The sequence below is a fragment of the Thermus neutrinimicus genome (genome assembly GCF_022760955.1).
In the GTDB taxonomy this organism is placed as follows: domain Bacteria; phylum Deinococcota; class Deinococci; order Deinococcales; family Thermaceae; genus Thermus; species Thermus neutrinimicus.
Genome location: NZ_JAKTNU010000001.1, coordinates 204,205 through 227,527, shown reverse-complemented (window position 1 = coordinate 227,527; position 23,323 = coordinate 204,205). Strand labels below are relative to the sequence as shown.

General features: G+C 65.7%; 20 protein-coding genes and 1 other RNA gene. 7 read left to right on the top strand and 14 right to left on the bottom strand.

All coding sequences use genetic code 11. The features are described from left to right. Window positions 1-12: 12 nt before the first annotated feature. From L0C59_RS01210 to L0C59_RS01200, 3 genes are read right to left on the bottom strand one after another with little or no spacing between them, the layout of a single operon-like run. Entirely contained in the window at window positions 13-705 is a 693-nt protein-coding gene (locus tag L0C59_RS01210) for a gamma carbonic anhydrase family protein (protein WP_243089335.1), read from the bottom strand. Beyond that, window positions 686-1,066 (bottom strand): NUDIX hydrolase, encoded by a 381-nt coding sequence (locus L0C59_RS01205; RefSeq protein WP_243089334.1) that lies wholly within the window; start codon window positions 1,064-1,066, stop codon window positions 686-688. The genes L0C59_RS01210 and L0C59_RS01205 overlap by 20 nt, the downstream gene beginning before the upstream one ends. Next, window positions 1,057-1,923 carry a DUF1028 domain-containing protein gene (locus L0C59_RS01200; protein WP_243089333.1) on the bottom strand — a complete coding sequence of 289 codons (867 nt, stop codon included), beginning with the start codon at window positions 1,921-1,923 and terminating at the stop codon, window positions 1,057-1,059. Before L0C59_RS01200 ends, L0C59_RS01205 begins: the two co-directional genes overlap by 10 nt. A 52-nt stretch (window positions 1,924-1,975) precedes the next feature. On the opposite strand from L0C59_RS01200, the gene typA reads away from it, so the two are divergent. After that, window positions 1,976-3,739 (top strand): translational GTPase TypA, encoded by a 1,764-nt coding sequence (gene typA, locus L0C59_RS01195; protein ID WP_243089332.1) that lies wholly within the window; start codon window positions 1,976-1,978, stop codon window positions 3,737-3,739. A gap of 45 nt (window positions 3,740-3,784) precedes the next feature. On the opposite strand, the gene L0C59_RS11070 is transcribed toward typA, so the two are convergent. Then, complete coding sequence (locus L0C59_RS11070) at window positions 3,785-3,910, bottom strand: hypothetical protein (protein WP_279232395.1); 126 nt, start codon at window positions 3,908-3,910, stop codon at window positions 3,785-3,787. Window positions 3,911-3,972: 62 nt separating this feature from the next. Continuing rightward, on the bottom strand, window positions 3,973-4,656 hold the full coding sequence (locus L0C59_RS01190) for a nucleotidyl cyclase domain-containing protein (protein ID WP_243089331.1): 684 nt from the start codon (window positions 4,654-4,656) through the stop codon (window positions 3,973-3,975). A 44-nt stretch (window positions 4,657-4,700) separates the two neighbouring features. Here L0C59_RS01190 and L0C59_RS01185 point away from each other — a divergent pair, with 44 nt between their 5' ends. Next, window positions 4,701-5,948 carry a replication-associated recombination protein A gene (locus tag L0C59_RS01185; RefSeq protein WP_243089330.1) on the top strand — a complete coding sequence of 416 codons (1,248 nt, stop codon included), beginning with the start codon at window positions 4,701-4,703 and terminating at the stop codon, window positions 5,946-5,948. Here the strand turns inward: L0C59_RS01185 and L0C59_RS01180 are convergent. The 3 genes from L0C59_RS01180 to L0C59_RS01170 all read right to left on the bottom strand — a co-directional run bounded on the left by L0C59_RS01180 (window position 5,926) and on the right by L0C59_RS01170 (window position 7,962). Next, window positions 5,926-6,480 carry a hypothetical protein gene (locus L0C59_RS01180; RefSeq protein ID WP_243089329.1) on the bottom strand — a complete coding sequence of 185 codons (555 nt, stop codon included), beginning with the start codon at window positions 6,478-6,480 and terminating at the stop codon, window positions 5,926-5,928. The two genes, L0C59_RS01185 and L0C59_RS01180, sit on opposite strands and share 23 nt — an antisense overlap. 10 nt (window positions 6,481-6,490) lie before the next feature. Further along, a complete protein-coding gene (locus tag L0C59_RS01175) occupies window positions 6,491-7,012 on the bottom strand; it encodes a hypothetical protein (RefSeq protein ID WP_243089328.1) in 522 nt (173 codons plus the stop codon). 164 nt (window positions 7,013-7,176) lie between these two features. Beyond that, window positions 7,177-7,962 carry a carbohydrate ABC transporter permease gene (locus tag L0C59_RS01170; protein WP_409775373.1) on the bottom strand — a complete coding sequence of 262 codons (786 nt, stop codon included), beginning with the start codon at window positions 7,960-7,962 and terminating at the stop codon, window positions 7,177-7,179. Window positions 7,963-8,006: 44 nt separating this feature from the next. Between L0C59_RS01170 and L0C59_RS01165 the strand changes: the two genes are divergently transcribed. After that, the gene (locus tag L0C59_RS01165; RefSeq protein WP_243089327.1) at window positions 8,007-9,209 is read left to right on the top strand and encodes a CaiB/BaiF CoA transferase family protein; all 1,203 of its coding nucleotides are present in this window, start codon (window positions 8,007-8,009) and stop codon (window positions 9,207-9,209) included. An 84-nt stretch (window positions 9,210-9,293) separates the two neighbouring features. Here L0C59_RS01165 and ffs read toward each other — a convergent pair. Next, an RNA gene (gene ffs, locus L0C59_RS01160) (signal recognition particle sRNA small type) lies at window positions 9,294-9,394 on the bottom strand. A 19-nt stretch (window positions 9,395-9,413) separates the two neighbouring features. Here ffs and L0C59_RS01155 point away from each other — a divergent pair. Further along, window positions 9,414-10,292, top strand: a complete 879-nt coding sequence (locus tag L0C59_RS01155) for an ABC transporter ATP-binding protein (protein WP_243089326.1) — start codon at window positions 9,414-9,416, stop codon at window positions 10,290-10,292. Next, window positions 10,285-11,055 (top strand): ABC transporter permease, encoded by a 771-nt coding sequence (locus L0C59_RS01150; protein WP_243089325.1) that lies wholly within the window; start codon window positions 10,285-10,287, stop codon window positions 11,053-11,055. The genes L0C59_RS01155 and L0C59_RS01150 overlap by 8 nt, the downstream gene beginning before the upstream one ends. Here L0C59_RS01150 and L0C59_RS01145 read toward each other — a convergent pair. After that, entirely contained in the window at window positions 11,052-12,140 is a 1,089-nt protein-coding gene (locus tag L0C59_RS01145) for an aminopeptidase (protein WP_243089324.1), read from the bottom strand. The two genes, L0C59_RS01150 and L0C59_RS01145, sit on opposite strands and share 4 nt — an antisense overlap. Window positions 12,141-12,160: 20 nt before the next feature. On the opposite strand from L0C59_RS01145, the gene L0C59_RS01140 reads away from it, so the two are divergent. Continuing rightward, entirely contained in the window at window positions 12,161-13,276 is a 1,116-nt protein-coding gene (locus tag L0C59_RS01140) for an E3 binding domain-containing protein (RefSeq protein WP_243089323.1), read from the top strand. On the opposite strand, the gene uvrB is transcribed toward L0C59_RS01140, so the two are convergent. Beyond that, window positions 13,273-15,270 carry an excinuclease ABC subunit UvrB gene (uvrB, locus tag L0C59_RS01135; RefSeq protein WP_243089322.1) on the bottom strand — a complete coding sequence of 666 codons (1,998 nt, stop codon included), beginning with the start codon at window positions 15,268-15,270 and terminating at the stop codon, window positions 13,273-13,275. The genes L0C59_RS01140 and uvrB overlap by 4 nt on opposite strands. Before the next feature lie 56 nt (window positions 15,271-15,326). After that, complete coding sequence (locus L0C59_RS01130; protein ID WP_243089321.1) at window positions 15,327-18,179, bottom strand: S-layer homology domain-containing protein; 2,853 nt, start codon at window positions 18,177-18,179, stop codon at window positions 15,327-15,329. Between the two features lie 480 nt (window positions 18,180-18,659). On the opposite strand from L0C59_RS01130, the gene glmS reads away from it, so the two are divergent. Then, window positions 18,660-20,474: a glutamine--fructose-6-phosphate transaminase (isomerizing) gene (gene glmS, locus L0C59_RS01125; RefSeq protein WP_243089320.1), complete on the top strand. Its 1,815-nt coding sequence runs from the start codon at window positions 18,660-18,662 to the stop codon at window positions 20,472-20,474. A gap of 1 nt (window position 20,475) precedes the next feature. Here glmS and L0C59_RS01120 read toward each other — a convergent pair whose 3' ends face one another. Together L0C59_RS01120 and L0C59_RS01115 are read right to left on the bottom strand one after the other, a co-directional pair. Beyond that, window positions 20,476-22,080, bottom strand: coding sequence for an HD domain-containing phosphohydrolase (locus tag L0C59_RS01120; protein ID WP_243089319.1), 1,605 nt, complete (start codon window positions 22,078-22,080; stop codon window positions 20,476-20,478). A gap of 9 nt (window positions 22,081-22,089) precedes the next feature. Next, complete coding sequence (locus L0C59_RS01115) at window positions 22,090-23,319, bottom strand: DUF4127 family protein (protein WP_243089318.1); 1,230 nt, start codon at window positions 23,317-23,319, stop codon at window positions 22,090-22,092. Window positions 23,320-23,323 lie beyond the last annotated feature (4 nt).

The window sequence follows — 23,323 nt, the reverse complement described above, 5'->3', positions numbered from 1 at the left end:
GTGGCCCTGGGCTCACTCCGGGACGAGGAAGCCCTCCTCCACCAAGGGCAGGGCCTCATCCAAGGCCAGGGGAAATCCCTGGGAAGCCCGCCTCAAGGCTTCCAGAGCCTCCCTCCGGGTGCGCTTCAGGCGGAGGTGGAGCTCGCTGAAGGGGTTCAAGGCATCCTGGCCCCGCAGGGTAAGCCGGTAGCGCCTGGGAAGGTCCATGGCCAAAAGCCCCTTCTGGTACCGCTCCGCCAGGGCCCGGTACCGGGGAGCGTTGCCCGGCGGCTCAGCGGGACCCTTGACCCGGGCTGGAACCCCCAAGGCCAGGGTGCCCTCGGGGATCTCCATTCCCGGGGGAACCACCGCCCCTGCCCCCACCACCGCATTCCGCCCCACCCGGGCCCCGTTTAGCACCACCGCCCCCATGCCCACCAGGGCTCCTTCCTCCACCACCGCCCCGTGGACCACCGCCCGGTGCCCCACGGTAACCCCGGCCCCCAAAAGGCAGGGAAAACCGGGGTCGGCGTGGAGAACCGCGCCATCCTGGACGTTGCTTCCCGGGCCGATCACCACCCGCTCCAAATCCCCCCGCACCACGGCGGCAAACCAGATGGAGGCTCCCTCCCCCACCTCCACCTCCCCCACCACGTAGGCCCCGGGGGCGATGAAGGCGCTGGGGTGCACCCTGGGAAGCTTGTCCTCAAAGCGGTAAACGCTCAAGGGCCACCTCCAGAAGGCGCAGGTCCTCGGGAAAGGAAAGGAGCAAGCGGGCCTCCTCTGGGCTAAACCACCCCAGGCCCGTCATCCCCTTTTCCAGGCGGGGCTCGCCTTCCCCCCGCATGAGAAACCAGTGTATTTCCCGCTCCACCCCCTTAGGGTTTACGTACCGGGTGGGGAAAAGGGGAGCCAGAACCTCCGCCTTTACCCCGGTTTCCTCCTGGACCTCCCGCACCGCGGCCACCTCGAGGGTCTCCCCCGGCTCCAGGTGCCCCTTGGGAAACACCCAGAAGCCCATGCGGTCGCGGAGGAGGAGCACCTCCCCCTTCTCGTTGAAGACCAAACCCCCCGCCCCTAGCTCCACGGATACCTCCTTTTGAGGTAGCTCAGGGTAGCCTCGTCCACCTCCGGGCCTCCCTGGTAGCGCTCCTCCAGGTTCTCCATGCCGATCAGGGCAAGAAAAGCGCGCTCCGTGGCCTCGTCAAACTCCCCGTGCGCCTCTCCCGCATAAAGCCCCAGGTTCCGGAGCACCCCCTGCAACCACCGCACCTCCTCCGGGGCCAAGGGACGGCGCTCCTTGGGCCTTTCAAAGAGAAGGCGATGGAGGGAAAGCAGGCGGAAAAGCTCCTCCACCGGGTTTGGGTGGTCGTCGGCCCGGAGGTCGATGTACCGGTCCCAAAGCCCTCCGTACCCCTTGCCCTCCCCCACCACCAGAAGCGCCGCGGACTGCTTGCCCCTTTTATCCCCCCCCGCCTCTTCCCCCGCCTTTAAGGCCAGCAGGAGCCTCTCGGGAAAAGGCGTCCCTTCCTCCCGCAAAAAGGCTTCCACCATGGCCTCCACCACCTTAGGACCTGCCAGGAGGTTGCCCTGGGCGGCGAATCCCTTTCCCGCCCTTCCCCCGGCCCAGGGATGGCACTCCGCCCCGGTAAAGCTCAGGGCCTCACCCCTGGCGCTCACCAGGCCGAACTGCCGCTTTTCCAACCCAGGGTCAGTACGGCGGAAGGCCTCCAAAACCCCCTCCGGGCTGGCCCCTTGCTCCAAAAGGGCAAGCCCCTGCGGCCCGAAGCGGGGATTGGCGTAGGACTGGGTGGCGATAGCCCCCACCCCCGCCCGGGCGAAGGGGACCACCGAGCCCACCGCCAGGAACTTGCTGGCCACGGCCACGCCCAGGTCCCCGGTATTTGGGTCCTGAGCCACCAGGGAAAAGGTGGCCACCACCATGCTCCTATCCTACGCGCCCTCGCGTGGTAGAGTGGGGGGATTGGGTGCGCCCATGGATATTAGAAATATTGCCATCATTGCCCACGTGGATCACGGGAAAACCACCCTGGTGGACGCCATGCTCCGTCAGGCCAAGGCCTTGTCCAAGGAGGAAGGGGAACGGATCCTGGACTCGGGCGACCTGGAGAAGGAGCGGGGCATTACCATCCTGGCCAAGAACACCGCCGTAGTCTGGGGTGGGGTGAAGATCAACATCGTGGACACCCCTGGCCATGCTGACTTCGGCGGGGAGGTGGAACGGGCCCTCTCCCTGGTGGACGGTGTTCTTCTCCTGGTGGATGCCGCCGAAGGCCCCATGCCCCAGACCCGCTTTGTCCTGCGAAAGGCCCTCCAAGCTGGGCTCAAGCCCATCGTGGTGCTCAACAAGGTGGACAAGAAGGAGGCCCGCCCCGACGAGGTGCTGAGCCTCACCTTCGACCTCATGGTGGAGCTGGGGGCCACGGAGGAGCAGCTGGACTTCCCCTACCTCTACGCCATCGGTCGCGAGGGTCGGGCCTGGCGGGAAGCACCCCGGGAAGATCTCTCGGAGCTTTTCCAGACCATCCTCGAGCACATCCCCTCCCCCAGGTGGGAGGAGGGACCTTTCCAGCTTCTGGTGGCCAGTCTGGACCACTCCCCCTACCTGGGGCGGATCGCCATCGGCAAGGTGGCCCGGGGCCGGGTGGGCAAAGGGGAAAGCGTGGCCATCTTGAAGGAAAACGAGACCCTTTCCGCCAGGGTGGTGGCGGTCTACACCCACCAGGGCCTGGAACGGATGGAGGTAGAGGAAAGCCTTCCCGGGGACATCGTGGCCCTGGCGGGGGTGGAGGGGGTTGAAATCGGGGACACCTTGGCCGCCAAAGAAGCCCCTGAGGCCCTTCCCCGCCTTAAGGTGGACGAGCCCACCGTGGCCCTCACCCTCACCCCCAACACCTCCCCCTTCGCCGGACGGGAGGGCGTGCACGTGACGGGCCAGAAGTTGAAGGAACGCCTACTTAGGGAGCTTCGCACCAACCTGGCCCTTCAGGTGGAGGAGGTGGGCCCCGAGGTCTTTGAGCTTAGGGGCCGGGGAGAGCTCCACCTGGCCATCCTCTTGGAAACCATGCGCCGGGAAGGCTACGAGTTCAGCGTGGGCCAGCCCCGGGTGCTCACCAAGGATGGCCTCGAGCCCTACGAGCTTTTGGTGGTTGAGGTACCCCAGGACCGCTTTGGAAGCGTCATGGAGGCCCTGGGGGCCCGGCGGGCGGAGATGGTGCACATGGAGGTGGGGGAAAGGGTGCGGGCGGAGTTCGTGGTCCCAGCCCGGGCCCTTTTTGGCCTCCGGAGCCTTTTCCTTTCCCTCACGGGGGGAGAGGGCCTTCTAAGCCACACTTTCCACGGCTTCGGCCCCGAGGCGGGTCCCATCCCTACCCGCACCACGGGAAGCGCCGTGGCCATGGAGGCGGGGGTGGCCACCGCCTATAGCCTCAACCGCCTGCAGGAGCGGGTGCGGTTTTTCATCGAGCCGGGCACGGAGGTCTACGTGGGTATGATCCTGGGGGAGCACGTGCGGGAAAACGATCTGGATGTGAACGTCACCACCGCCAAGAAGCTCACCAACATCCGGGCCGCGGGCTCTGACGAGAACATCCGCCTGATTCCTCCTAGAAAGCTTTCCCTCGAGGAGGCCCTGGAGTTTCTCGCCGAGGATGAGCTTCTGGAGGTAACCCCCCAAAGCCTTCGCCTGCGCAAGAAGGTGCTGGACCCTTCCAAGCGGAAGCGCCTGGTGGGGAAGTAGGCAGGGGCCAGGTTCTTTGGACCCGGCCCCCTATGACCTTCCCCCCTACTCCTCTTCCCGCTCCCCGTAGGTTTCCAGGGCTTCCTGCCACGCCTGGCTGATCTCCTTGGCCTGCTCCATCTTGACCTCCCTGAGCCTAAGGGTAAGGGGCGGGAGGAAGGGGCGGGCCAAGGTAAAGAAAAAACCCGTACACCTTGCGGCCGGTGTACCCTCTGTTCCTTACACCAAAACCCTCAGGACTGGAGGAGGGCCTCCGCCTCGAGGCGGGCCAGGACGCTCTCCAAGCTTCCCCCTTGCCAGCGCTCCACCGCATAGGAGGAAAGGGGAAACCGCTCCCTCAGCCTACGCACCATCCCCGCCGCATCCTCAGGCCGGCTTCCCTGGAGGACCAAAAGATACCCTCCCGCCAGGCGGAAGGCCAAATCCCCCCGGCGGAGCTCCGCTTGAAGCCGCTCGGGAGGTACGGAGGTGGAGAGGTACACCAGCACCAAAGGGCGCCTAAGGGCCAGCCCCTCCAAGGCCCCGGCCAGGCGCAGGAGGTCCTCCCGGTTACCCACCCCCTCGAGGGCCGGCAAAAGGGGAGCCTCCCTGCCGGTGCCCAGGAAGAAGGCCATGGCCAGGGCCAAGGCCCCCAGAACCCCCCCAAGGGCCGTGTACCCCGAACCCCCCAACCCCGCGAAGGCCAAGGTGCTCTCCAAGGCCAGCTGAAAAGCCAGGAAGCCCAGGCCCAGCACCAGGAAAAACTGCACGGAAAAGGCCACGGGGAACCGGGAGAACAGGCTTCCCGTGGCCGCCAGCAAAAGGGCGGCGAAAAGAAGGCCTAGCCCCCGCTCCACCTGGCCCAGGGGTTCGAAAAGGGCCAAGGGAAGAAGCCCCAACAGGAAAAGGGCCCAGGGCAGGAGGAAAAGCCAGCGCATGCTCCTTCCAAGCCTACCATGCCTCCCCTTACCCTGGCCTTAGCATGAAGGGGATGGAGCCCCTTGCCGAGCGCCTTAGGCCCCGTTCCCTGGACGAGGTCCTGGGCCAGCCCCACCTCACGGGGCCTAAAGGGCTTTTAAGGCGGATGCTGGAGGCGAAAAGGCTTTCCTCCATGGTCCTCTTCGGTCCTCCGGGCACGGGCAAGACCACCCTGGCCCAGATCCTGGCGGAAGGGGTGGGCAAACCCTTCCTAAGGCTTTCCGCGGTGGAGGCCGGGGTGAAAGAGGTAAGGGCGGTGGTGGAAAGGGCCAGGAAGGAGGGGGGTCTGGTCCTCTTCCTGGATGAGGCGCACCGCTTCAACCGCACCCAGCAGGACTCCCTTTTGCCCCACCTGGAATCCGGCCTCCTCACCCTGATCGGGGCCACCGCGGAAAACCCGGCCTTTCAGCTCACCCCCGCCCTGCGCTCCCGCCTCCGCTTCCTTCCCCTAAGACCCCTTTCCGAGGAGGACCTCCTCACCCTCCTGAAGAAGGCCCTCACGGACCCCAGGGGCCTCCCAGGAACCCCTTTTGAGGAGGAGGCCCTCCGCCTCCTGGCCCAGGCTGCCGGAGGGGATGCCCGCTTTGCCCTCAACACCCTGGAACTGGCCGCCTCCTTGGGCCGGGTGGACGCCCATAGCGTGAAGGAGGCCCTGGGAGCGGAGCGCTTCGCCATGGACCGGGAAGGGGACCAGTTTTACGACCTGGTTTCCGCCCTCCACAAAAGCCTTAGGGGAAGCCATGTGGACGCAAGCCTCTACTACCTGGCCAGGCTTCTTAGGGCCGGGGCCGACCCCCTATACCTGGCCCGGCGCCTCATCCGGGTGGCGGTGGAGGATGTGGGCCTCGCCGATCCCTTGGCCCTGCGGCTGGCGGTAGCGGCCAAGGAGGCCTATGAGGCCCTGGGAAGCCCGGAAGGGGAGCTGGCCCTGGTGGAGGCCACGGTCTACCTGGCCCTGGCCCCCAAGTCCAACAGCCTCTACACCGCCTGGAAGAAGGCAGAAGGGGCAGCCGGGGCCCATCCCCACGCCCCCGTTCCCCTGAACCTCAGGAACGCCCCCACCGGCCTTCAACGGGCCCTGGGCCACGGCAAGGGGTACGCCTACTACCACGAGGACAAGGAAGGAAGCTTTGCCCAAGCCTACCTGCCCGAGGGCCTGGAAGGCCTCCTCCTCTTTGAGGCCACGGGGGAGGGCTGGGAGGAGCGGGTGCGGGAGAGGCTCAAGGCCCTTAGGGAGCGGTTCCGAAAGTGAGGCCCAAGGCCACGTAGGGCCCCTGGTGCAAGCGGCTATAATCCCAACCCACCTGGCAATAGCCACAGGGGCCGTAGCCCACCTCCACAGCCCAGCCCTTCCCCCAGTAGCCCAGGCTCACCTGGAAGGCGAGGTCGGTACGGGAACGGGATTGATCCCTATAGCTCAGGGCGTGCAGGCGAGGAGAGAGGTAGAAGCCATCCCCACCCAAGATCAGACCCAGATCCACGTCCCCAAACCAGGCATCTCCCGGGAGAAGGCTGACGCCGCCATCCAAGCTTAAACCTGGGGCCAGTTTGAGCTTTCCTCCCACCCTAACGCTCCCCTGGATGGAGAAGTTAAACTCCCACGTTCCGTCCCCTCCCGCATACCCCGCGTAGGGTACAGCCCAGACCGGGTACTGGCCCTGGGGGCTTGGGAAAAGGCTACCCCCTAGGGTGAAAACGTTTCCCTGCACCGGCTCCGGTGGGCGGAGCACGGCGATGGGCGCACACCCCACCAAAAGAAGGGCTAAAACCGTCAAAGCCCGCATACCCGCCTCCTTATAGACGCACGGCCGTGGAAACCACGAAAAGCACAGCCCCTTCTTGGGGGCTAAAAAGGAGGCTTCCCTCCCCGAGAAACCCATTCCCTGCATAGCCCAAGGTGGCCTGGTAGAGAAGGCCCGACACGCTGGTATTCTGGGACTGGAATCCTATCCAGTGCACCCGGGGAGAGAGGTAGACCCCCCCTAGCCCTAGCAAAAGCCCAGCATCCAGGGCCAAGGGCACCGCATCCCCACCCAGCACGGGAGGCAAGGTTAGGCCCATATCCAAGGAAAGCCCGGGGGCCAAGGCCTGCTTGATCCCCGCCCTGAAGCCCATCTGGACGGAAAAGTTATACTCGGTCTGGCCATCTCCCTGGGCATAGGCGGCATAGGGGAGTAGCGCCACACCTCCTTCCAGCGCCACCGCGCTCAGGCCCAAGGCCAGGCTCCTTCCGGAAACCGGCTCCGGGGTGCGCAACACCGCCACCGGTAGACAGCCGGCCAGCACCAAGGCCAAGGCCGCCAAAAGCGCCCGCATGGCTTCACCCCCTTAGCCTCGAGGATAGCCCCCTGGAAGGCCCCGTGCAAGCATCTTCCAAGCCCTGGCTACCTAGCCCCCAACGAAGCGCATCGGAACGGCAAAGAAACTGGTGGGAAGCGTTCCGAAGCCGGGAGAAGTTCCCCACCCTACCGCGGCCTTCCTCACCCCTTTAACCCCTCCTCAAAGGTAGCCACTACCCGTCTTTCAAAGAGCACGTATAGGAGGGCGATGGGGAGCACGGAGAAGAGGGCCGCCGCCGAGAGCAGGCCCCAGTCCGTGGGGTACTTGCGCTGGAGGTCCGTAAGCCAGGTCTGCAGGGTCCAGAGCCTGGGGTCGGAAACCATTACCCTGGGGTAGAGCACCAGGTTCCAGTGAGCGGCAAAGGCCAAAACCCCAGCCGCCACCAGGGTGGGGCGCACCAAGGGGAAAAGGATGCCGAAAAGAAGCACCCGGTGCCCCGCTCCATCGAGTCGAGCGGCTTCCAAAAGCTCCTCCGGCACCGCCCGCATGGCCTGGTAGACCAGGTAGATGACAAAGGGGCTGGCGGCGAAGGGCAGGACCAAGGCCAAGGCGGTATCCAGGAGGGAAAGCCCCTTGAGGATGCCATAGAGGGGCACCAGGAGGAGCTCGGCGGGTATGGCCATCAGCACCAGGTAAAAGGGCAGAAGCCCAAGCCCCGCCCTCAGGGCGTAGGCGGCCAAAAGGGCGGTGAAAAGCTGAAGGAGCACCACCCCCGAGGAAAGCCCCAGGGAGAAGAGAAGCCGGCCCCAAAACCCCTCCTTGGCCAAGCCCTGTAGGTTTTCCAGGCTAAAGCCCACCTTGGAGAAGAGCTCCCCTGAGTACACCGCCTCCTTGGGCATGAAGGCGGCGTAGGCCATCCATAGGAAGGGAAGGAGGACAAAAAGCAAGGTCAAAACGACCAAAAGGTGCCCCAAAGCCCGGCCCACGCGCCCAATATACCCCAAAGGGGCCCGGGCCTTAAGATGCTCCCATGCAGCCTCTTTCCGGCATCAAGGTGCTGGACCTCTCCCGGGTGCTGGCGGGACCCCTTTGCACCATGATCCTGGCGGACTTAGGGGCGGAGGTCATCAAGGTGGAACCCCCCTGGGGGGATGAGACCCGGGGCTGGGGACCCCCTTTTGCGAAGGGGGAAAGCGCCTACTTCCTCTCGGTGAACCGGGGTAAGAAGAGCCTGGCCCTGGACCTCAAGACCCTCGAGGGCCAGGAGGTGGTGCGGAGGCTAGCCCAAGGGGCCGATGTCCTGGTGGAAAACTTCAAGACCGGGGACCTGAAGCGTTACGGCCTGGACTACGAAAGCCTGAGGGAGCTTAATCCCCGCCTGGTCTACCTCTCCATCACCGGCTTCGGCCACACGGGACCAAGGGCCCAGGAACCCGGATACGATGCCGCCTTGCAGGGCTACACCGGCATCATGTCCGTAACCGGGGAGCCCCAAGGCCCACCCATGAAGGTGGGGGTAGCCTGGATCGACGTGATGACGGGGATGATGGGGGCGGTGGCGGTGCTTTCCGCCCTTTACGAAAGGGAAAGGAGCGGGCTGGGTCAGCAGGTGGACCTTTCCCTCTTCGACGTGGGCCTCTTCGCCCTGGCCAACCTGGGGGAAAGCTACCTCCTCACGGGCAAGCCCCCCAAGCGCCTAGGCAACGCCCACGCCCAGATCGTGCCCTACGGGGCCTTTCCCGCGGCGGACGGCTGGCTTGTTTTGGCGGTGGGGAACGACGAGCAGTTCGCTAGGCTCTGCCAGGCCCTAAACCTCCCGGACCTCTTGGCGCGGTTTCCCACCAACGCGGCGAGGGTGGAGGGGCGGGAAGAGGTGGTGGAGGCGATTTCCCAAGTGCTAAAGACCCAACCCCGGGCTCACTGGCTGCAAAGGTTCGGGGAAAGGGGCATCCCCGCCGCCCCGGTCAACGACCTGGCCGAGGCCTTCCAAGACCCCCAGGCCCAGGCCCGGGGGGCCATCTGGACCCTTTCCCACCCCCTTCTGGGCCCTTTGCCCACCCTGGCGAACCCCTTGCGCTTCCTGTCCCGAACCCCGGCAAGCCCCTCCCTGCCCCCGCCCCTACTAGGGGAGCACACGGAGGACGTGCTCAGGGAGGCGGGCTATACCCCGGAGGAGGTGGCCCGGCTTGTGGAAAAGGGTGTGGTCCGCACCCAGGCCAAGGAGGGGCGGTGAGCAAAATCCTCGTTCTCAAGGGCCCTTTCGCCTCCGACCCGCTAGGGACAGGTTCTTTTAACCTGTGGATAACCTTGTGGATAACTGCCCCCGGCACCCCAGCGGCACCCGACCCGTGGCGCTTAGGGCTGCTTCCTTCCGGACCTGACCCGGTTCACGCCCGGACCGTCGCGCTGGACCGGGGGCTTGGGTAGTATAGCACCCATGGAAGCCCTAAGGCTAGAGGGCCTGGGCAAGCGCTACGGGCGCAAACCCATCCTGGAGAAGATAAGCCTCTCCGTACGTCCCGGGGAGGTGTATGCCCTGGCGGGGCCCAACGGCTCGGGGAAGACCACCCTCATCCGCCTGGTCACGGGCCTGGCCTTTCCCAGCGAGGGGAGGGCCCTCCTCCTGGGGGAGGACGTGCACCGGAACCCAGAGGCCCGGCGCCACCTGGGGGCGGTGGTGGAGGCGCCGGCCGCCTTCTACCCCTACCTCACGGGCCGGGAGAACCTCAGGATGCGGGCCTACCTGGCCGGGGTCAGGGAGGAAAACCGCATCGGCGAGGTACTGGCCCGGTTAAGGCTCCTGGCCGTGGCCGACCAGAAGGTGGGAAGCTACTCCTTGGGGCAACGCCAGCGCCTGGGCCTGGCGGCGGCCCTCCTGCACCGGCCCAAGGTCCTGGTCCTGGACGAGCCCACCAGCGGCCTGGACCCCGAGGGGGTGGAGCTGGTCCATGGCCTCTTGCAGGAGGTGGCAAGGGAGGGAGCAGCGGTTCTCCTTTCCACCCACCACCTCGAGGAGGTAAGCCGGTACGCCCACAGGGTGGGCATCCTGGGAGGGGGCAGGCTTCTGGACGAGGTGGCCCTGGAGGGGCGAAAGGCCTACCGCCTCGAGGCCGAGCCCCTGGAAGGCGCCCTGGCCCTCCTCAAGGCCCTGCCCCAGGTGGGTTCCGCCCGGATCCAAGGGGGGGCCATCCTCTTTGAGGGCGAGGTGGAGGCAGCCCTGGGGGCCCTTCTCAGGGAGGGGTACCGGGTGAAGGCCCTGCACCCCCAGGGCTTTGACCTGAGGCTTTACTACCAGGAAAGGGTGAAGCATGCTTAGGCTTCTGGTCTTTGAGCTCTACAAGCTCTTCCGCCTGCGCTCGGTGCAGCTTGGGCTTCTGGCCGCCTTCCTTCTCCCCTTCCTGTGGGCCCTGGCCCCGGGGCTTAAGGAGGTGTACGGCCTGGTCCTGGCCTCGGGCTGGCAGGTGGTTTCCCTAAGCCTCATGGCGGGGATGGAGTTCCTCTTTCCCTTTCTGGTGGTGATGGCAGCAAGCGAGTCCTTAGGGAGCGAGGTGGCCCAAGGCACCCTAAAAAGCCTCCTTCTCCACCCCCTTTCCCGGACCCGGCTGATCCTGGCCAAGCTCCTCGCCACCCTCCTCTACCCCTTCGTCCTCCTTGGGGCAAGCTTCCTGGGAAGCCTCCTGGCGGGCTTGCCCCACGGGTTAGGGGGGTTCTACGGGGGCACGGGGCTTGGGGCAGGGGGGTTTGCCGGGGTAGGCTTTCTGGGTGCCCAGGAAGCCCTGGGCCAGCTCCTTTTCGCCCACCTCCTGGCAGGGATCATCCTCTTACCCCTCGGCGCCTTGGCCCTCCTCTACGCCACCATCTTCCTCTCCACTACGGCAAGCGCCTTGGCGGCGGTGGCCACCCTGCTTCTCATGCGGCTGTTGGTGGCCTTCCCCGCCCTTACCCCCTTCCTCCTCACCACTTACCTGGATCTATACCTAAGGCCCCAGGCGGCGGGACTTGGCCTTCCCCTCCTCCTCATCTACACCCTGGGCTTCGCCTTCCTGGCGGCTTTGGTTTTCGAGCGCAAGGACCTCTAGAGGGGATGGGGTTCAGAGAGGCCCACAAAGCGCCCTTTCTCCACCAGGGGCTTGCCGTCTAGGAGAAGCCTCCCTTCCCTTAGGGAAAGCACCAGGTCCCAGTGCAGGGCGCTTGGGTTTTTCCCACCGGTTTCCGGGTAGCTCCGGCCCAGGGCCAGGTGCACGGTACCCCCCATCTTCTCGTCCAGGAGGATAAGGCCCGTGGGCCGGGTGAGGCCAAAGTTGGTGCCGATCCCCACCTCGCCAAGCCGCCTGGCCCCCTCATCCGTGGCTAGGGCCGCCAGCAGGTACTCCTCCCCCACCTCCGCCCGGGCCTCCACCACCTCGCCCCCCTTGAAGCGCAGGTAAACCCCCTCCACCCGCCTGCCCCCGGCGAAGGCGGGAAGGTTAAAGCGCACCTCGCCCTCGGCGGAATCCTCGAGGGGCCCGGTGAACACCTCCCCCGAGGGCATGTTGCGCCGGCCATCGGAGTTGATCCACCTCCTCCCCGCCACGGAAAGCCTTAAGTCCGTGCCCGGGGCCTGGATGCGAAGCTCCTTCCCCTGGGAAAGCCTCCCGATCAGGGCCTCCTGGAAGCGGGAGAGGGCCCGCCAGGCGCCCACCGGGTCCTCCCGGTCCAGGAATAAGGCCCCCATGAGGTACTCCCGGAACTCCTCCGTCCCCATCCCCGCCCCCACCGCATACCCCACCGTGGGGTAGAGGGTAAGGGCCCAGCGCTTTTGCAGGCGGAGCTCGGCCAAAGGCCGCCAGGCCCGCTGGTACTTAAGGGAAAGCCCGGGGTCTAAAGAGGCCCCCTCCAAGGGGTTTTCCGCGGAAAGGATGCGCAGGAACTTGTCCGCCCTCTCATAAAGAGCGCGCTCCACCTCCGGTATCCTTTCCAGCCAAGCCCCCCCGTGGAGGAGGAAATCCCGCCCTTCCCCGGGGTAGCCCAAGCGGAAAAGGGGGTAGGCCCCCCGCTTCAGGAAGGCCCTTTTCAGATGGGGAAGGAGGGGCAGGGCCGGGGTCTCCGCCTCCACCAGGATGGTCTCCCCTTCCTGGGCCTCGAGGCAGTACTCCGCCAGGAGTTGAGCGAAGGCAGCTTCCACTTTGTTATCATAGGGCCAAGATGGCCGAACCCAAGATCACGCCCTTGGCCCGGCGTCTTGCCGAGGAGAACGGCATAGACTGGCGCAGGCTCCAGGGCACCGGTCCCGAGGGCACCATCGTGGAGCGGGACATCCTGGCCTTCCTGGCTAAGGTGATGGCCGGGGAGGTGGACCTGCCCCCCATGCCCGAGGAGGCCCCGCCCCTTCCCCCGGAAGAGGAGCTGAAACGGGTACAGGAGGTCCTGAGCCGGGAAGGCGTGGAGCTGGAGGACGTCCTCCCCGAGGCCCCCAAGGCCCCCACCCTGGCGGTGGAGGAGGTGGCGGAGGAGGAGCTGGACCTCGAGCCCGCCCTCCTGGAGGACCTGGACCTAGACCTGGAGGAGGACCTCCTCCTGGCCGAGGAGCCCACCCTGGACGCCCAGGCTTTGCCCGAGGAGGAAACCTCCCCTCTGCCCGAACCCCAGGAAGAGGAAACCCCCTTGCTGGAACCCACGGAGGAGGAGTTGGAAGAGCTTCTCCGCTCCGAGGGGGAGGCGCTTCCCCCTGAGCCGGAGGAGCTGGAACTGGAAGAGGACCTGCTTCTCGGCCAAACCCAGGAAGCGCCTCCCCCAGAACCCCTTAAGGCCCAGGAGGAAACACCCCCGCCCCCGGTTGCCCCCGTCCCTCCGCCCAGCCCGGCCCCGGGCCTCACCGCCGCCCAAGCCCCGGCTCCATCCCCCTTGCGGGTCCAGCGCCTGCGGTTTGACCCCGGGAGGCTGGAGATGGCCCTGGAGGCCTTCCACCGGGTCCATGGGGTACCCCAAACCCCCCTGCCCTTCCTGCTACGGGCGGCGGAAAGGGCCTTGGCGGAGCTGGAACTCCCCTTAAGGCCCCTCCTGGGCCAGGTGGCGGGGGAGGAGGTGCGGGGCATAAGGCCCATGGGTAGCTTCCTCGCCCTCTTCCGCCAGCCGGAGGGGGAGGAAGGGGAAGGGCTTCTTTGCTTCGTGGGGGAGGAGGAGGTGCACACGGGCCGCCCGAGCCTTTTCCTCTCCCGAGAGGGGGTGCTGGCCGCCTCGGGCCTCGAGGCCCCCCTCGCCCGGAAACTCCTGGAACGGGTGGCCCTCTACCTGGAAAACCCCGTGCTGCTCCTGGCCTAGCGCCGCTTGCGCCGCTTCCGGCTTCCCGGCACGGGCTCTTGGGGCACGAGGCCTTGCAGGCGGGCCTCGAGGGCCCGTAGCTCGTCCCTCAGCCTCGCCGCCCGCTCAAAGTCCAAGGCCTCCGCCGCCTGCCACATGGCCAGCTCCAGCTCGGCGATCCGCTCCTTCAGGTCCTCCCCCTCGGAGACCTCCAAGGGAGCCTCCCCGTACTCCTCAGGCCGGATGATGGCCCTGACCTCCTTCCGCACGGTCTCCGGGACGATGCCGTGCTCCCGGTTGTAGGCCTCCTGCAGGGCCCTTCTGCGCCGGGTCTCCTGGATGGCCCTCTCCATGGCCTCGGAAATGGTATCCGCGTAAAGCCACACCTCCCCCTGGGCGTTCCTGGCCGCCCGGCCGATGGTCTGGATGAGGCTCCGTTCGCTCCGCAAAAAGCCCGTCTTGTCCGCATCCAGGATGGCCACCAGGGAAACCTCGGGGATGTCCAGGCCCTCCCTCAGGAGGTTGATGCCCACCAGGGCGTCGAAATGCCCCAGGCGCAGGTCCCGGATCAGGGCCTGGCGCTCAAAGGCATCCAGCTCGTGGTGCAGGTAGCGGGCCCTGATGCCGTGCTCCTGCAAGAAGGCGGTGAGCTCCTCCGCCATGCGCACGGTTAGGACGGTGACCAGGGTGCGCTCCCCCCTTTCTGCCCGCTCCCGGATCCCCTCCATGAGGTCCAGGATCTGGTTTTCCGTGGGCTTCACCACCACCAAGGGGTCCAGAAGCCCCGTGGGGCGGATGATCTGCTCCACGATGCGCCCCGAGTGCCCAAGCTCTAAGGGCCCCGGGGTGGCGGAGACGAAGACCACCTGGGGCACCTTCTCCAAGAACTCCTCAAAGCGAAGGGGGCGGTTGTCCAGAGCGCTGGGCAGGCGGAAGCCGTAGTCCACCAGGGTTTTCTTGCGGGCGTAGTCCCCCCGGTACATGCCCTGAAGCTGGGGCACGGTCACGTGGGACTCGTCCAGGAAGACCAGGAAGTCCTCGGGGAAGTAGTCCAGGAGGGTGTAGGGGGGCTCCCCGGGGGCCTTGCCGGTGAAGTAGCGGGCGTAGTTCTCCACCCCGGGGCAGGTGCCCATGACCCGGAGCATCTCCAGGTCGTAAAGGGTGCGCTCCTTAAGGCGCTGGGCGTAGAGGACCTCCCCCCTTTCCTCAAAGTAGCGGACCTGTTCCCACAGCTCCTTCTCTATCTCCTTCAGGATCCCCTCCAGCCCCTCGGGGGAAAGGTAGTGGGTGGCGGGGAAGAGCACGAAGCCGGGAAGCTCCCTAAGCCTCTCCCCGGTGATGGGGTGCACCTGGAGGATCCGCTCCACCTCATCCCCGAAAAGCTCCACCCGGATGGGCTCCGTCTCGTAGGCGGGGAAGATCTCCAAGACCTCCCCCCTGGCCCGGAACCGGCCCGGGGAGAGGTCGATGTCGTTGCGCTGGTACCCGAGCTCCAAAAGCCTTTCCAAAAGGGCCTCCCGGGGGTAATGGGCCCCCCTTTCCACCACCAGGTTCCTCTCCCGGTACTCCCGGGGGTCCCCCAGGCCGTAGATGGCGGAGACCGAGGCCACCACCACCACGTCCTTGCGGGTGAGGAGGCTACGGGTGGTGGAGTGCCGCAGGCGCTCGATCTCGGGGTTGATGCTGGCGTCCTTCTCGATGTAGAGGTCCTTCCCCGGCACGTAGGCCTCGGGCTGGTAGTAGTCGTAGTAGCTGATGAAGTACTCCACCGCGTTTTCCGGGAATAGCTCCCGGAACTCCGCGGCCAGCTGGGCCGCCAGTATCTTGTTGGGGGCCAGGACCAAAGCAGGCCTCCCCAGGGCCTCGATCACCTTGGCCATGGTCACCGTCTTCCCCGTGCCCGTGGCCCCCAGGAGGGTGACAAACCTTTCCCCATCCCCCAAGGCCTCCACCAGCTCCCGGATGGCCTTGGGCTGGTCTCCCCTAGGGGTAGGCCCTCGGTAGCGGAAGGGCATACCTCCACCATAGCAAAGCCCCCCGCCCTTCGGGCGGGGGACCAGGAACAGAAAAGCTAGAATTTGACCTCGTAGCTCACCTTAAGGCCTATGGCGGACGAACTATCAGCGGTAGGCGCGGTCTGGTTGTAGTCAAACCAACCAGCCGCCACGCTCAGGGAGTAGAAGTTCCACTCCAGATAGACACCGCTAGTATTGCCAGCAAAGGTGCCGGGGAGGACAGCCCAAGGGGCTCCCGCTGCGCTGACATCGGGGTTACGGAAGATACGGTCTCGCGTGAAGGTAAAGGGGTTATAGGCGCTTCCCACGGAAGGAGAACCCAAATGATTCGCCCCCTCCCAGTAAGCGTAGCTCACGCTGAATGTGCTACCCTTTACTAAGAATTCGTTTAGCTTGAGGCCAACCCGGTAATAGGTTTCCTGAGCGTCGCTGGTCGTGCCCGAAAAGTCCGTGGTCCGGGTAGCGAAGAACCCTTCGAGACTAGGCTTTAAGGGAATGTCCAGGGCCTGGGTGCTAGCCTGGATACCCCACTTCAAGGTGGTGAAGCTGGGGTTCTCAGTAAAGGCTCCTGGACGGCTAGGGGAAGTGCCCGCGGGAACGGCAGCTCCAGCGTTGTCGTTGTTGTAGGAGCGGAAGAAAATACCAGGCTTCAGGGTAATGGGACCAAGGTCAAGGCTGTAGTCTGCGAAAGCCACGATGTCCCTGTAGTCATAGTTGCCTGTCACGTCGTTGTAGTATTGCTGATAACGCGCAGTGAGGTTAAGGTTGGAGACCAAGGCCTCCTTAGCCTTGCCGTCATGGCTCAGGGCCGCCCCGAAGCCGGAAACATAGCGATCCCTAGGGTAGGCGTAGAACTGGAAGTAAGGCGTGCCTTGGTTGAAGAGGGGGTCAGCCCCGAAAAAGGTGGCTTGGGTTGCCGCTACTGAGGCCTGACTATAGAAGCCGCTTAACCTGAAACCTGCGGGTAGGGGTACCTGCACGTTAGCCCCAAAGGCCTCCCGTTCGGTGCCTGGGCTTTGAGCAAAATCCGTGATGCGATCATAGTATCCACCCAAGGTGGCAAAGCCCAGGTTCACCGTGGCTTCAGCACCGAAGCCGCGGGTGTTAGAGCCAAAGGGGGCCGGGTAGAAGCCAATAATCTCGCCGCTGTAGAAGGCGGTCTGATCTGCAGACATGCTGGCCGTACCGTTCAGGTAAGCCGGATCTATAGCCCGGTAGTTGCCCCGCACAGTTACCGGGCCCAAAGCCAGGGTACCCCGAACGTAGAAGGCCTCATCCACGTTGGCGGTGCCCCAGTTATCAAAGATGGTGCCCGCCACAGACCAATCCTTAGAGACCACATAGGCCCCGTCCAGGTCCAACAGACCCAGGAGCTTTTTGGTGGTGAAGTCCGCAGCCACAGCAACGCGATTACCAGGGTTCTCAGCGTAGCTTAGGGCGAAAACCGTAGCCTGGATGGGCTTAAGAGCCAAACGCACACCGAAGTAATCCCCGTTGAGAACTGTATCAGGGTTCGGCGTAGCGTAGCCTGCCACCAACGTCACCTCAGGGCTCAAGGGGAAAAGGGTACCCTGGAAGGTGGCCACCACCCCCTGACGGGTAACCCGCTCGTCGGGGTCGTTGGCATTAGCAAAGAGGTAGTCGTTGAACTTGAAGGTGCTCCCCCCGTTGGAGAAGGTTACGCCAAAGCCCTGCCCATCCACGTTGCCCTTCAGGGAAGCGCCGTCCACGCTCACCGTGGTTGCACCGCTAAAGGCAGTCGCGCTTAGGGCCACGGTAGCCTCGGACAAGTTAACCCCACTCTGGCCCGGCTGGGCCACCTTAACCCCCAGGCTCAGGGAGAGATCGCCCTCAGTGAAGGTCTGGGTGGTATCGGCAAAGTTATACTCGTTGCCCCGGAAGGCAGGGCCCGAAGAACCACTGCTGAACTTGTTCCCGGGGAATAGGCGATCAATGTCAAAATTGGTGGTCCCACTGGTGAGGCCGATGCCTCCGTAAGTGGTCGAAAGGGAGCCAGAAATAGAGTACTGCACCTTGGAAAGCTCCGCCACCTGGCCCTCCAGCTTGGAGACCCTCTCGGAAAGCCCCACCAGGTCGGAGCGGAGGGCAGCGGCGAACTCCTGCACCGCGGCCACATCCTCCTTGGTGGCAAACTGCTCCAGGTCGGGAAGCTCTGGACCTTCGGAGACCAGCTTCTCCAGGGCGGTCACCCGGTCCTGCAGGGCCAGGACGTCCTGGTTGAGGAGCACGGCCAGCTCGTTCAAGGCCTGGATGGCCTGGGCGTTGGCCTCCACCTGGGTGCCAAGGGCGGCAAGATCCCCCTTCACCCCTTCCACGTCCTGGGCCAGGGCATCCAGTTGCTCAGAAAGTTGCTGGGCCTGGGCCAAGGCGGTGTCCGCGGCAATGGAGGCGGCCTCCACCCGGTCGGCCAGGTCCTGGAGGGCGGCCTGGTCCACGCCGGGCTCAGGCATGGGCATGGCCTTGAGCTCCTGGATCATGGCCTCGAGGCGGGCGATGTCCTCCTTGGTGGCGGCGCTGTCCTCCAGGGCCGAGACCCGCACGCCCAAAGCGGCCAGCTCCGCGGCCAGCTCCTGCACCGCGTTCTTCAGGGCCTCGAGGTCCTCAGAGGACATGGCCTGCAGGGTGGGGGACTCACCCTTGGCCTTAAGCTCCTCCTCGATCTGCTGCAGGAGGCGGTAGATGATGAGGGCCGCCTGGTAGCGGGTGAGGGTCTCATTGCCCCGGTAGGTGCCATCGGGGAAGCCCACGATGATCCCCTTGGCCGCCAGGGCCTCCACCGCCTCCTTGGCCCAGTGGCCGGCGGGCACGTCCGAGAACTGGGCCAGACCGAAGCCCATGGAGAGCACGGTCAAAAGCCCTGCCAGTAGCATGACTAGCCTTTTCTTCATACTCCCTTACACCCCCTTTAGGGTTTCGGAAGCTCCTTTGGGCGAGTTGCCGCGTTTCCTCCCCAAAGGGCGCTCTCCGGGACGCAAGACGTGGCTTCTCGCCAAGAAATTCGCCTTGCGTCCGCTGCTATCATAAAAGCCTCACCCGAACCTTGTCAAGCCTCCTGGCCTTAAGGTTTTGCTATACTCCGCCGAGGGAAGGGGGTGGGAGGAAGTAGACGCCGGCAAGCCAAGGGCAGGAGGAAGGCGGGAAGCGCAGGGGGCCCAAGGGGCCTGACGAGGTGGCGGACCCCAGGATGGGGATAACCGGCCAGGGCCGGGAAAGATCGAGGAATCCGCGGATGCCGCCCGGGGTGTGCCCGCCCCGCCCGCCTGAGAAAAGCCCCAAGGGAAAGCCCTCTTTAGGGACAACCGCGGGGCAGGGCGAAAGGATGGGAGGTTCTGGGTGGCCAAAGGCCTGGCCACCCCCAAGGATGCCCTATGTGTGGAATCGTAGGCTATATCGGTTTTCGCAACGCCACGGACGTGCTCATCGACGGCCTTAGGAGGCTGGAGTACCGGGGATACGACTCCGCCGGGGTGGCGGTGAGGACCCCGGAAGGGCTTAAGGTGGTGAAGCGCTCGGGGAAGCTCTCTGTCTTGGAGAGTGCCCTGAAGGAGGAGCACCTGGAGGGGCCTTTGGGCATCGGCCACACCCGCTGGGCCACCCACGGGGCCCCCACGGATCCCAATGCCCACCCCCACACCACGGAGGACGGCAGGCTCGCCGTGATCCACAATGGGATCATCGAGAACTACCTGGAGCTCAAGGAAGCCCTAAGGGCCCGGGGGCACCGCTTCGCCTCGGAAACCGACAGCGAGGTCCTGGCCCACCTGATAGAGGAAAAGTACCGAGGGGACCTTTTTGAGGCCCTGCGGGAGGCCCTAAGGGAGGTGCGGGGAGCCTATGCGGTGGTGGTGGCGCACGAGGACCATGGGGAGATCGTGGCTGCCCGCACGGTGAGCCCCCTGGTGATCGGCCTGGGGGAGGGGGAGAACTTCCTGGCCTCGGACGTGCCCGCCCTCCTTCCCTACACCCGCCGGGTCATCTTCCTGCACGATGGGGACCTGGCCCGCATCACCCGGGAAGAGGTGGTGGTCACGGACCTCGAGGGCCGCCCCCTGACCCGGGAGGTGGTGGAGATCGACTGGACCCTCGAGGCGGCCGAGAAGGGGGGCTTCCCCCACTACATGCTGAAGGAAATCTACGAGCAACCCTGGGTCCTGGAAAACACCCTGGGGGGGCGGCTTAGGGAGGAGGAAGGGGATGTGGAGCTGGGCCTTGGCCTGGACCCTCTGGCCATAGACCGCATCCACGTGATCGCCTGCGGCACCGCCGCCTATGCCGGCTGGTACGGCAAGTACCTCCTGGAAGCCCTAGCCCGCATCCCCACCGAGTGGGACGTGGCCAGCGAGTACCGCTACCGCAACCCCGTGGTGGACGAAAAGACCCTGGCCATCGCCATCAGCCAGTCGGGGGAAACCATAGACACCCTGGAGGGCCTAAGGGAGGCCAAGGCCAAGGGGGCCAGGACCCTGGGGGTCATCAACGCCAAGGGCTCCAGCCTCACCCGGGAGGTGGAGGATGTCCTTTACATCCACGCGGGCCCCGAGATCGGGGTGGCCTCCACCAAGGCCTACATCGCCATGCTTTCCGCCATGGCCATGCTGGCCATCCACTTTGGCCGAAGGAGGGGCGTCCTCCCCAAGGAAGAGGCCCAAGGCCTCCTCAAGGAGATGCGCAAGCTCCCCCGGCTGGTGGAGGAGGTCCTGGAAAGGCGCCCCCTCATCGCCCACCTGGCGGAGAAGTACCACCAGGCCCAGGACTTCCTCTTCCTGGGCCGGCACGTGCAGGCCCCCACCGCCTACGAGGGGGCCCTGAAGCTCAAGGAGATCAGCTACATCCACGCGGAGGCCTACCCCGCCGGGGAGATGAAGCACGGGCCCATCGCCCTCATAGACGAGCACCTGCCGGTGGTGGTCCTGGCCACCCAGGGGCCCCTTTACGAGAAGACCCTTTCCAACATCCAGGAGGTGCGGGCCCGGGGCGGCAAGGTGATCGCCATCGCCACCGAGGGGGATGGGGAGATCGGGAAGCTGGCCCAGGATGTGTTCCCCGTGCCGGAGGTCCACCCCCTTCTGGCCCCCATCGTGAGCGTGGTGCCCCTGCAGCTTCTGGCCTACGAGATCGCCGTCCTCCTGGGGCGGGATGTGGACCAGCCCCGGAACCTGGCCAAGAGCGTCACCGTGGAGTAGCCTAGCGGACTAGGTCCAAGAACACCGCCACCAGCTTGGGGTCCAGGCCCTTGCCGGCCTGGGCCCTGAGCTCTTCTTGGGCTTCCTCGAGGGTCCAGGCCCGCTTGTAGGGCCGCTCGGAAAGGAGGGCGTCGTAGACGTCCGCCACCGCGAAGATGCGGGCCTCGAGGGGGATCTCCTCCCCTTTTAATCCCTTTGGGTACCCCGAGCCGTCCCAGCGCTCATGGTGGTAGAGAACCACGTTTAAGGCAGTTTTGGGAAGGAAGGGCAGGTTTTTGAGGATGTTCAGGCCCACCTCCGGGTGGGTTTTCACCTGCCGCCATTCCTCCGGGGAAAGGGCTTTGGGCTTGCGCAAGATCCCGTCGGGCAGGGCCAGCTTGCCCAGATCGTGGAAGTAAGCCCCCAGGCGAAGGCCCTCGAGGTCAGGGAACTCCACCGCCTTCCCCAGGCGCAAGGAGAGCTCCGCCACCCGCTCCGTGTGGCCCTTGGTCTCCAGGTCTCGGTACTCGAGGACCTGGGCCAGGGCCTTAAGAGCAGCCTCCCGGGTCAAGTTCAGGGTTCGCAGTTGGGAAAGGCGTTCCAGGGCCTCTTCCAGCCTCCTGGCCACCAACCGCAACACCTTTTCGTCCTCAGGACGATAGAGCACGGTCTCCCAGAAGGAACCCAGGGCCAAAACCCCATACCTCCTGCCCTCGGGCTTAAGGGGCACCAGGAGGGCGGAGCGAAGCCCGCTTTCCCCATAGGGCTCCAGGGCCTTGGGAAAGCGGGCGTAGTCCTCCACATATACCGGCCCCTCCCACAACCTGGGATGGCCTAAAAGCCCCTCGCCAAAGCGAATGGGGTGCTCCTGGTAAAGCCGGGGGAAGCCCTCGGGATACCGCCCCGCCATCACCGCAGGCCGCACCGTTCCCTCCTGGAACAGGTAAAGGGCCCCAGCGTGATAAGGGGTGAGGCGAAGAAGGGTTTCCAGGGCTTCCTTGGCCATGGCCAGGGGATCGCGGGCTGCCTCCAAGGCCAGGGAAAGCTCCAGAAGGGCCTGGGCCCGGGAGGCCTCGGCCTTGGCCCGCTCCAAGGCCTCTATGCGGTCCAACACCAAACCCGCCGCCTCTGCCAGGGCCTGGATCCAGAACCTCTCCTCGGGAAGGATCTCCCCCACGCCGCCAGCGGTGTCCATGGAAAGTACCCCAAAAGCCCTTCCCTTGGCATCCCGCAAGGGTACGCCCAAGTAGACCCCAGGCTGGGTCTTGCCGGAAAGAAAGATGACCCGAGGCTCCCGGGTCACGTCCTCCAGGTAGAGGGGCTCTCCCCTCTCCAGCACCACCCAGGAAATCCCCACCCCCCGGGGAAGCCTAAGGCCCACCTTGTCCTGGCTTAGGCCCGCGGCCGCCACCAGCTCCAGCACATCCTCCTGGGAACGATGGAGGAAGAGGAGGACGGAAACCGCCCGGGTGGCCCCCTTGGCGGTTTCCACCACGGTCCGGTACACCTCCTCCGGCCGCTCCAAAGGGGCAAGCAGGCGCCAGGCTTCCGCCAAAACCTGCAGACGCCTTAGCTCCCGGGCCTCGAGGCTCGCGTCCTGGGGTCCTTCGGGCTGCATGGGGGCCATGACGCCCCTTCACTCTACCAGGCCACCCCGGCCAGCCCAGGAGGGAAGGACCAAGTCCAACTGGGCCTCCGCTTCAAAAGCCCTTCCCCATGGAAAACGGATGGATCTAAGCTCTACCCGGTACCCCTCCAGCTCCGGATACGGCCAAAGGGCCGCCACCCCCTGGGCCTCCAGGGGCAAGGGCTCGGGGAAATGAGCCCGCACCCAAGGACGGCCCACCTCCCCCCACCAGTAGGCGAAATAGGCCTCGGCCAGGCGCCTGAGCCTTCCCTCCCCATCCCCAAGGAAGAGTCCTCCCTGGGCCAAGGCGCTTCCCAGGTTGTTGGCGGGGGTACCCCAGGAGGCATAGGAGGCCAGGCGGGGGTAAAGCCCGAGGCCCAGCAGGTAGGCCATGAGGCCGGGATCCCCCCGGTTCACCCGGGAGAGATCCGCCAGGGCCACGGGGAAGCGGGGCATCAGGCGAAGCAGGTCCTGGACAACCCTCCGGGGATTCTGGCCCCCGTGGACGTAAAGGACCAGGTCCGGCCCCTCTTCCAGGGAAACCCCCTGGGCCAGGGCGCTTTGCAACACCCCCACCACCGTGTCCCGCAGGGGAACCCCCTCATAGGGGGTGGTGCGCCCGGCCAGGGCCTCCTCCTCGTAGACCACGGCCACCCTTAGGCCAGGCCTAAGGGCCCTTAGGAGAAGCACCTGCCCCGCCTCGTCCGCCCCGGGGCGGCTGGGGTAGGGAAGGGTCTTGGCCTCCTGGGGCGCGGGAGAGTGGCGCAGGGCATCGTCCCAAACCGCCTCCAGATAAACTCCGGGAAGCCCCGGCCAGGGGGCCAGGGCCCTTAGGACCGCCAGGTTTCTTTGCCGCTGGCTGGCGTCCCACCGGGGGACCACCCCAAAAAGGAAAACCTCCCCTCCATGCCGGACTTTCCAGGAAAGCAGGGGCCCGAGCCGGGCCAGGGCATCCTCCGCCGGCAGGGCCAGGTGGCGGCTTTGCAGGAGCCCGCCATAGGCCAGGGCATCCAGGCTGGCCACCAAGGTCTTTCCCGGGGTGGAAAGGAGCCAAGCCCGTAGAGGGGGGAGGTCCGCCCCCAAGGAGGCGCGGTAGGCCTCCTGGGGTGGGCAGGCCACCAGGCCCCAGGTGCAGGGGGCCCAGTTGGGAGGGCGGTCGTCCAGGGGCAGGTAAAGGATGGGGGCTTGGGCCAGGCCCAAACCCCAAAGGAAAACCCCCAAAAGCCCCAGGCCCCGCACCCCA

Coding starts and splice junctions, on each gene's coding strand:
- L0C59_RS01200 (WP_243089333.1), bottom strand. CDS start 1,923: ATGGTGGTGGCCACCTTTTCCCTGGTGGCTCAGGACCCAAATACCGGG.
- L0C59_RS01175 (WP_243089328.1), bottom strand. CDS start 7,012: ATGCGGGCGCTTTTGGCGGCCTTGGCCTTGGTGCTGGCCGGCTGTCTA.
- L0C59_RS01120 (WP_243089319.1), bottom strand. CDS start 22,080: ATGGCCCCCATGCAGCCCGAAGGACCCCAGGACGCGAGCCTCGAGGCC.
- L0C59_RS01130 (WP_243089321.1), bottom strand. CDS start 18,179: ATGAAGAAAAGGCTAGTCATGCTACTGGCAGGGCTTTTGACCGTGCTC.
- glmS (WP_243089320.1), top strand. CDS start 18,660: ATGTGTGGAATCGTAGGCTATATCGGTTTTCGCAACGCCACGGACGTG.
- L0C59_RS01155 (WP_243089326.1), top strand. CDS start 9,414: ATGGAAGCCCTAAGGCTAGAGGGCCTGGGCAAGCGCTACGGGCGCAAA.
- L0C59_RS01150 (WP_243089325.1), top strand. CDS start 10,285: ATGCTTAGGCTTCTGGTCTTTGAGCTCTACAAGCTCTTCCGCCTGCGC.
- typA (WP_243089332.1), top strand. CDS start 1,976: ATGGATATTAGAAATATTGCCATCATTGCCCACGTGGATCACGGGAAA.
- L0C59_RS01165 (WP_243089327.1), top strand. CDS start 8,007: ATGCAGCCTCTTTCCGGCATCAAGGTGCTGGACCTCTCCCGGGTGCTG.
- L0C59_RS01185 (WP_243089330.1), top strand. CDS start 4,701: ATGAAGGGGATGGAGCCCCTTGCCGAGCGCCTTAGGCCCCGTTCCCTG.
- L0C59_RS01180 (WP_243089329.1), bottom strand. CDS start 6,480: ATGCGGGCTTTGACGGTTTTAGCCCTTCTTTTGGTGGGGTGTGCGCCC.
- L0C59_RS01190 (WP_243089331.1), bottom strand. CDS start 4,656: ATGCGCTGGCTTTTCCTCCTGCCCTGGGCCCTTTTCCTGTTGGGGCTT.
- uvrB (WP_243089322.1), bottom strand. CDS start 15,270: ATGCCCTTCCGCTACCGAGGGCCTACCCCTAGGGGAGACCAGCCCAAG.
- L0C59_RS01140 (WP_243089323.1), top strand. CDS start 12,161: ATGGCCGAACCCAAGATCACGCCCTTGGCCCGGCGTCTTGCCGAGGAG.